7 protein-coding genes are annotated in these 7,646 nt (G+C 60.2%); 6 read left to right on the top strand and 1 reads right to left on the bottom strand.

Features of this window, described 5'->3' with window-relative positions; genetic code table 11:
* Positions 1-636: 636 nt before the first annotated feature.
* The gene (locus tag P1S46_10460) at positions 637-1,527 is read right to left on the bottom strand and encodes a 4Fe-4S binding protein (protein ID MDF1536901.1); all 891 of its coding nucleotides are present in this window, start codon (positions 1,525-1,527) and stop codon (positions 637-639) included.
* Positions 1,528-1,747: 220 nt separating this feature from the next.
* On the opposite strand from P1S46_10460, the gene P1S46_10455 reads away from it, so the two are divergent.
* From P1S46_10455 to rsmB, 6 genes are all read left to right on the top strand, one after another.
* The gene (locus tag P1S46_10455) at positions 1,748-2,698 is read left to right on the top strand and encodes a PASTA domain-containing protein (GenBank protein ID MDF1536900.1); all 951 of its coding nucleotides are present in this window, start codon (positions 1,748-1,750) and stop codon (positions 2,696-2,698) included.
* 76 nt (positions 2,699-2,774) lie between these two features.
* Positions 2,775-3,452: a ribulose-phosphate 3-epimerase gene (gene rpe / locus P1S46_10450; GenBank protein MDF1536899.1), complete on the top strand. Its 678-nt coding sequence runs from the start codon at positions 2,775-2,777 to the stop codon at positions 3,450-3,452.
* A 395-nt stretch (positions 3,453-3,847) separates the two neighbouring features.
* On the top strand, positions 3,848-4,360 hold the full coding sequence (def, locus tag P1S46_10445) for a peptide deformylase (GenBank protein MDF1536898.1): 513 nt from the start codon (positions 3,848-3,850) through the stop codon (positions 4,358-4,360).
* Complete coding sequence (gene fmt, locus P1S46_10440) at positions 4,357-5,286, top strand: methionyl-tRNA formyltransferase (protein ID MDF1536897.1); 930 nt, start codon at positions 4,357-4,359, stop codon at positions 5,284-5,286. The genes def and fmt overlap by 4 nt, the downstream gene beginning before the upstream one ends.
* Positions 5,287-5,388: 102 nt before the next feature.
* The gene (locus P1S46_10435) at positions 5,389-6,189 is read left to right on the top strand and encodes a DUF116 domain-containing protein (GenBank protein ID MDF1536896.1); all 801 of its coding nucleotides are present in this window, start codon (positions 5,389-5,391) and stop codon (positions 6,187-6,189) included.
* Positions 6,155-7,534, top strand: coding sequence for a 16S rRNA (cytosine(967)-C(5))-methyltransferase RsmB (gene rsmB, locus P1S46_10430; GenBank protein MDF1536895.1), 1,380 nt, complete (start codon positions 6,155-6,157; stop codon positions 7,532-7,534). Before P1S46_10435 ends, rsmB begins: the two co-directional genes overlap by 35 nt.
* Positions 7,535-7,646: the final 112 nt, after the last annotated feature.

The following is a 7,646-nucleotide window of genomic DNA, read 5'->3' as shown; positions in this document are numbered from 1 at the left end:
AGACACCCTGGTGGCCACCTTCGGGGACATGATCCGCGTGCCCGCCGAGACAACATACGGTTCGAGCCTATTACGACCGCAAGATGAATAAAACCAATAGAATGATTGCACATACGGCACTGGCTCACAAATTGGCAAGGGCAGTTTATTACATCATGCGCGACCATGTGCCCTTTGATCCGGAGAAACTGTTCGCATAGGGCTTGGCGGGAACGGGGAACCACGGCAGAGGGTGGAAAAACCACTACCTGTGATTGGAAACGGTTCCCGCCAATACATAACTGATAGAAAGATCCTCGCTGCCTGTCCCGTAAGCCGAAATGAGGCTGGTTAATAACCATTAGCTGTGTGCGCGTTTTTATATTGGATGCGGGACGGAACCGAAGGTTTTCTGGGTCACGGAATGTGACAGGGACCTGAATGACTGGTCTTGATCCTGATGGGTGGCTGGTGCAGCTGAGGCTGACGCCTGATATGATGAAAACAAGGGTGCAACGAGTGAGCTTATATCAGATACGAAAATGCGGGGCACAGGCTCATGTAATAAATTTTTTTGCGCCTTGACAAGGTGCCTCTTAATGGGTGGCCCTCTGTGTGAACGCTTATGATCTATCCTGTGTTCTGCGTTCTGGCTTCTCATCCCCCAGCCAACACATCCACATCCATCGGCAGCCCTTTCTCCGGCGCTTCCACCATAACCACCGCCCCGTTGGCGCAAAGGTTGGCGCACACGCCGCAACCGAAGCACTTTTCCCGGTCGATGGTCACGAACCCGCCGCCGTCGGACATGGCCCCGAAGGGGCAGATATCGCCGCACCCGCCGCACCCTGCGCAGCTTTCCATGTCCAGTTCGGCCACATATCCCGAAGGGCTCACGTAACGGGCCTCGTGACCGGTCCTGTTCATGGCCCTCATGGGAATGCAGCAGCACGAGCAGCAGTTGCACATGGCGTAGAACCGGCCCGCCATGGCGTCCTTGAACCAGGCCGTGTGTACCCACCCCCGGTCCCTCGTCTGTTCCAGGATCCCGAGCCCCTCTTTCCGGGTGATACGCCTGGCCCCGTTGACCTTGTGCTCAACAATGAAGTCGACGAACGGCTCGCCCACGATCATGCACACCTCCAGCGGGCCGCACTTCCCGTTTCCCTTGATCTCCCTGCAGGGACAGCGCATGACAGCCAGGCAGCCGGGCGCGTCGAGCACAATGCTGTTGGCGATCTCGTAGGGGATAACCTGGTCCGGGTTTTCAACCCTGAGGGGCCGGTCGAGGCGTATGATCTTCCCCGCGTCCTCGTGGGTCAGGACCTTGGAATGGTACCGCTCCTCGAACCATCTCCCCATGCTGGTCTGAGGCTGAACAGGACGAGGGCCTGCTGGTGCCGGCCCTTTTCTTTTTCGGCGGAAAGCCTTGCCCGTGATAACCTTGAGATAGGTATTGATCCACCTGCCGTAGATGTAGCCGTGGACAAAATCGACCAGATTGCGCCAGCCGTGGAGTTTGAAAACGGCTCTCGTGGAGGGTTTCATGGGGGGAGAATAGCAGGGGAAAGGGGAAAGGGGAAAGGGTTCAAGTTCAAGCCTTCCCGCTCCTTGCCTGAGTACAAAAGTGCAAAAAACAGTGGAAGGTCCAGGAAAAACTTGTGCAGCGATGCACTTCATGCACAGTCCCTCTCTTTGACAATCCGCTCTAAAATGCATAAGAATCCAGGACTGTCTCATAACTACGTGCTGGAGGGTTATGCCGGTTTTGAGCCGCACAGGAGTTGCCGTAAGGATCGTCCTTCTCGCCGCCGGGATGGTATTGGCCGCTGTCCTTTCCGCATGGGTGGCCTTTACCTTCCTCACAAGGGGGGGCGAGGTGGAGGTTCCCTCCCTGGAGGGGCTGGAGCTTCGTGCGGCCCTGGAGCTCACAAGCCGTGGGAATCTGGGCTTGAAAGTCTCAGGGACCGGATACGACCAGGGCATCCCTCCGGGGCACATCATCTCACAGGTTCCCGAAGCACGGAGCCGAACGAGGAAGAACCGCATTGTCCGGGTCGTGGTCAGCCAGGGCACCCCTACGGTGTTCGTCCCCCAACTCGCCGCCCTCACGCTGAGGAAAGCCGAACTCTCTCTCGCCCAGGCCGGGCTTGGCCTCGGCAAGGTGGGATACGTCCATCATGAAAATACCGGGTCGGGACGGGTGATCACGCAGGTTCCCCCTTCAGGATACCTGGTTCCAAGGGGGGGGAAGATCAACCTGCTCATGAGCGAGGGCCCCAGGCCCGCCGTGTACCTTCTTCCTGACCTCACCGGCCTTCCCATGGACGTGGTGCTGGACACGATCAGGGGGTGGGGACTCAAGTCGGGCAGGATCTCCGAGGTGGGCTCCGAGGAGCTTCCTCCTGGAACGGTGATGACGCATGTCCCGGCGCCGGGCAGCCCTGTTACCGCAGGCCAGAGCGTTCACCTCACAGTGACAAGGATTCCCCCTCCCCCGGAACCGGCCACCATGGTCCTTTACCGGTACAGCGCGCCCACCGGGCTCCTGGACAGGACCGTGGCCATCGTCCTGGACACGGGTGACGGGGAGCGAACCGTGTGGGAGGATGTGGTGCCGGCCGGTTCGTCCATTGCCGTTCCCGTGCCGGTGTCCGGAACCGGTGTCCTGAGGGTTTACGTGGATGAAGTGCTGCATGAAGAAAAGCAAGTGCCTTGAACAAGGGGTGGCCTTGCCACCCCTTGTGGTGCTAAGTACCAGGTTCCAGGAGCCAGGAAAAAGGAGAGGAAATTTTATGAACCTCGACCCGGACAAGACGCTGATCGCTCCCTCCATCCTCTCGGCCGACTTCGGACGGCTGTGGGAGGAGATCGCCGCTGTCGAACAGGCCGGAGCCGACATCATCCACCTTGATATCATGGACGGGCATTTCGTCCCCAACATCACCTTCGGCCCGCCCGTGGTAGCCAGGCTCCGGAAGTGCACGGACCTGCCTTTCGACGCCCACCTCATGATCGAAAACGCCGACCGGTATATCGGCCCGTTCGTGGATGCCGGCACGGACATGATCAGCGTCCACGTGGAAGCCCCGGGACACCTGCAGCGCACCCTTGCCCTCATCAGGGACATGGGAGCAAAGGCCGGCGTGGTGTTGAACCCGGCGACCCCCATCGACGTGCTGCGTTACATCCTGGACGATCTGGACTATATCCTGGTCATGAGCGTGAACCCGGGCTTCGGGGGGCAGGCGTTCATCCCATCGGCCATGGACAAGGTGAGGGACATCTCCGCCATGCTGATCGAATCCGGGAAGCCGACCCCCATCCAGCTGGACGGGGGCGTGGGCCCTGCCAACACCGCCGAGGTCACTGCCTCCGGCGCTTCCATCCTTGTGGCCGGCTCGGCCATCTTCGGGAATCCGCCATACGGGGATGTGATAAGAAAAATGAGGGAACAAAGCGCAAAGCGCTGAGAGCGAAGCTTAACCTTCTCTTCCTAGGAGTCTGTCGGACTATCCGTTTCAGACTCCTAGCTTAAGTTTTTCGAAAGGCAATTCAGCGAAAGACGGGAAAACATATGGCATATTTGGTAGATAGCCATCATATTTCACCTGCTAAATGCCAAATATTTCAGGAAAACCTCCAAAATATGGGGCATTTCGAAAAACTCATAGCAACGTGTCGGTAAAGTCCGACACGTTGCTAGTTCGATCCCTGTCCTTCGTTCTGTCAGCAGCAATATGCAGATGATCGCCGCCATCATTGACATAGATGACAGCTTGGTTATTATGAATGGGGAGCTCGAAGGGGAGCTTCCTTTTGTTTTACAGTTCACTGAATCCCGGATCCTGAAATTCTGGAGTCTATTTTGGCCATTTTACCTATCAAAACCTTCCCGGACCCTGTGCTGCGGCGAAAATGCGAGGATGCGGTTCCGGATACCGACGAGATCCGGAAGCTGGCCGCCGAAATGCTCGAGACCATGTACGCGGCTCCGGGGATCGGGCTTGCAGCCCCCCAGGTGGGCGTCAGCATCCGCCTCATCACTGTTGACGCCGCCAACGCCTTCGGCCATCCCGACCCCACCGTATTCCTCAACCCCAGGATCATCGGCAGCTCCGAGAATATCGCCTTCGAAGAAGGGTGCCTGAGTCTGCCCGATTTCACGGTGGAGGTAGATCGGGCCCGCGTGGTCCACGTTCAGTTCGAGGACCTGGACGGCGAGACGAAAACAGTCCTGGCCGAGGATCTTTTTGCCGTTGCCGTCCAGCACGAGATGGACCATCTCGAAGGGATACTCCTCGTGGATCACTCCTCCTCGCTGAAACGGGAGATGTACAAGCGCAAGGTTCGTAAAAGAAAGGCCGCCGAGAACCGATGAGGATCCTGTTCATGGGAACCCCTGAACTGGCCATCCCGTCCCTCGAGGCAGCCCGTGATGTGGGCCGGGTCGTCGGGGTGGTTTCCCAGCCTCCAAAGGGCGGTGGCAGGGGCCGGAAGGTGACCCCCTCTCCCGTGGCCGAAAAGGCGTTGGAATGGGGGATCGACCCCCTGGTTCCCGAGAGTGTAAGGGCGGACGAGTTCATCATGACAGCCGCCTCGCTGGAACCGGATGTCGCCCTGGTGGTCGCCTACGGCAAGATCCTTCCGCCCGGGCTCCTGGCCGTCCCCCGCCTCGGGTGCGTCAACATCCACGCCTCCCTGCTTCCCGGGCTTCGAGGCGCGGCGCCCATCCAGTGGGCCGTCGCAAGGGGGTTCACCGAGACCGGAGTGACCCTCATGCAGATGGACGAAGGGATGGACACCGGACCGATACTCCTCCAGAAGAGCACACCCATCGGGATGGAGGAAACAGCCGGCGAGTTGGCCAGGCGGCTTGCTGTGCTGGGTGCCGGGCTGGTGCGGGAGGGTCTTCCCGCCCTGCACCGGGGAGAGCTTGTACCCCGGGAGCAGGACGGTTCATCCGCCACCTACGCGCCCCTGCTCTCCAAGGAGGACGGGCGTATCGACTGGAATGGGGACGCTGTCGAGATCTCCAACCGGGTCAGAGGGTTCTCCCCCTGGCCAGGCACCTTCACGACCTGCAACGGGGCCAGGATGATCATCACCCGGGGCAGGACGGTTCAGAGCATGTCAGGAAACCTGCCGGGAACGGTCCTGGCGGCAGGCAGCGAGGGGATAGCCGTGGCCTGCGGAAAGGGCGCTCTTTTGATCACCTCGGTCAAACCTGAAGGAAAGAGGGAGATGACGGCCGCCCAGTACGTATCGGGCTATCCATTAGAAACAGGTGACGTACTGGGGGAATAGGGAGGAGGTAGTAGGGAGGAGGGAACGTGCATTATTCGGTCTGTGCAGTCAATTCATGGCCGTGTTTTGACTGTTCACCGTTCACTGTTCACCGAATTAATTATGCCCATCAAACCCCGTAAAAGACTTTTCATCAGCCTCCTCCTGGCGCTGGAGATCGCCATCGCTGCGGGCCTGTTCCTTTTGTGGTACATCCCGTCCCAGGGTTACGCCAATTTCGGCAGGAACCTCTCGGTGTTCATGGCCTGGATCACCGGAGCCGTGGTGCTCGTCTTCACGCTGGGGATCGTCTTTCTCGTGGTCATCATCCTCAGGGGCAAGGAGGTCAGGGGGGCCAGGGGGCTGCGGGGGATCCTCATCCGCTATCTCATCCCCGTGATCATCCCCATCGGCAGGCTGTTCGGCATCCCCAAGGACGACATCCGCCGTTCCTTCATCGAGATCAACAACGAACTGGTAAAATCCAGCTCCTTCAGGGTTCCTCCCAAGCGGGTCCTCGTTCTCCTGCCCCACTGCGTCCAGCTGGACGTCTGCCCGTACCGCCTCACGGTGGACGTGAAAAACTGCCGCCAGTGCGGTAAATGCGACTTTTCCGAGCTGACGGCCATCGCCGACCGTCTGGGAGTCGAGATCACCGTGGCCACGGGGGGGACCCTGGCCCGCCGGGTGGTGATGGAGTCCAACCCGGAGATCATCGTGGGGGTCGCCTGTGAGAGGGACCTTTCCGCCGGCATCGTGGACACCTATCCCATCCCGGTCATCGGGGTCCTCCTGGACCGTCCTGAAGGTCCCTGCGTCAACACCCGTGTCAGCGTGGACAGGGTCAGCGAGGCCCTCCAGAACTTCCTGCCAGAGGGGTTCTTCGACGGTGAGCAGAAGACCGACACAGCCCCGGCCCCCTGACAATCCCAGGAAGACCGCCTGGGAGATCCTGCTGGAATGGGAAGCGGGAACGGACGCCGTCGAACCTGTCCGCGATCGCGCCCTTCGGGCGGCACGCCTGGACAGCCGGGACAGCGGCCTCGTCACCGAACTGACCCAGGGGACCCTCCGGCACCTGCTTTTCATCGACCACACTTTGCAAAACCACCTCGATCGTCCTGGCCGTCCCCTTCCGGGGCCGGTTCTCATGGCCATGCGCCTCGGCGCCTACCAGCTCATCCACCTTCACAACATCCCTGCCCACGCGGCTGTGGATCAGAGCGTCCAGCTGATAAAGGTTTCCAGGTACAAGGGTTTCGCGCCCCTGGTCAACGCCGTCCTGAGGAAAGTGGCCGACAAGGGCCCAACCCCCGCGCCCGCCTTTGAGGATGACCCGCTGCGTCACCTTGAGCTGTGTACCTCCACACCCAGGTGGCTGGTGGAAAAACTGGTAAGGCAGGAGGGGATCGGGGAGGCCTGCAAGCTCCTCCAGGCCATGAACCGCACTCCGCCCCTCACGCTGAGGATCAACACCTTGAGGACTACCCGGGAGACACTGATCGCCGAGTTTTCCGCAGCCGGCATCGCCGTCACTCCGGGAAGTCTCGCCCTCACCGCTATCAGGGTGAAGGACCGCGGATCGCCGGTCGAGCTGGTGCCTTTCGGAGCGGGGATGTGTACCGTTCAGGACGAAGGGGCTCAGCTCATCGCTCCCCTTCTCGACCCTGAACCGGGACACAAGGTTCTCGATGCCTGCGCGGCCCCGGGGGGAAAGACCAGCCATCTCGCCCAGCTCCTCGCAGGGAAGGGACTGCTCGTGGCGGCCGACAGGAGCGCCGGCAGGGTTTTTCTCATCAGGGAAACCGTCAACAGGCTGCGCCTTCCCGGTGTTTCCATCGTCATAGCCGACCTTTCCAAAGAGGGGATCCCCTTCGGCGGGGAGTGTTTTGACCGCATTCTCCTGGACGCTCCCTGCAGCGGCACCGGTGTCCTCATGCGCCATCCCGAGGGAAAGTGGAAAAAGGACCCGGAGACGATCAACGAGTTGTCCCTGGTCCAGGGCAGCCTCCTCGAGGCAGCCGCCGGCACCCTCAAATCCGGGGGGCGGCTTCTTTACACGACCTGTTCCCTCCTGGCCGAGGAGAACGAGATGGTGGTGGACAGGCACCTGGATCAGTTCGGGGACCTTCATCTCATGGATATGAGAGATCTGTTCCCGGACCTGCCCGGAGGGATCTTCACTAAGCGGGGGGAGCTTCGCCTGTGGCCACACCGGCACCGCTGTGACGGATTTTACGCCGCGCTCATCGAAAAACAGCGGGGCTGATTCAAGGTTGATGACTTCGCAAAAAGTCCATCAATGCGCCCCGCGCGGGGCGCCCAAATCAATGACCCGCACCGTAAGTCATTGATTTGTAAGGAAAGGGAAAACGACGCTT

Source organism: bacterium (genome assembly GCA_029210545.1).
Lineage (GTDB): Bacteria > BMS3Abin14 > BMS3Abin14 > BMS3Abin14 > BMS3Abin14 > JARGFV01.
The sequence above is the reverse complement of the archived record's forward strand: the minus strand, read 5'-3'. Positions and strand labels throughout refer to the sequence as shown.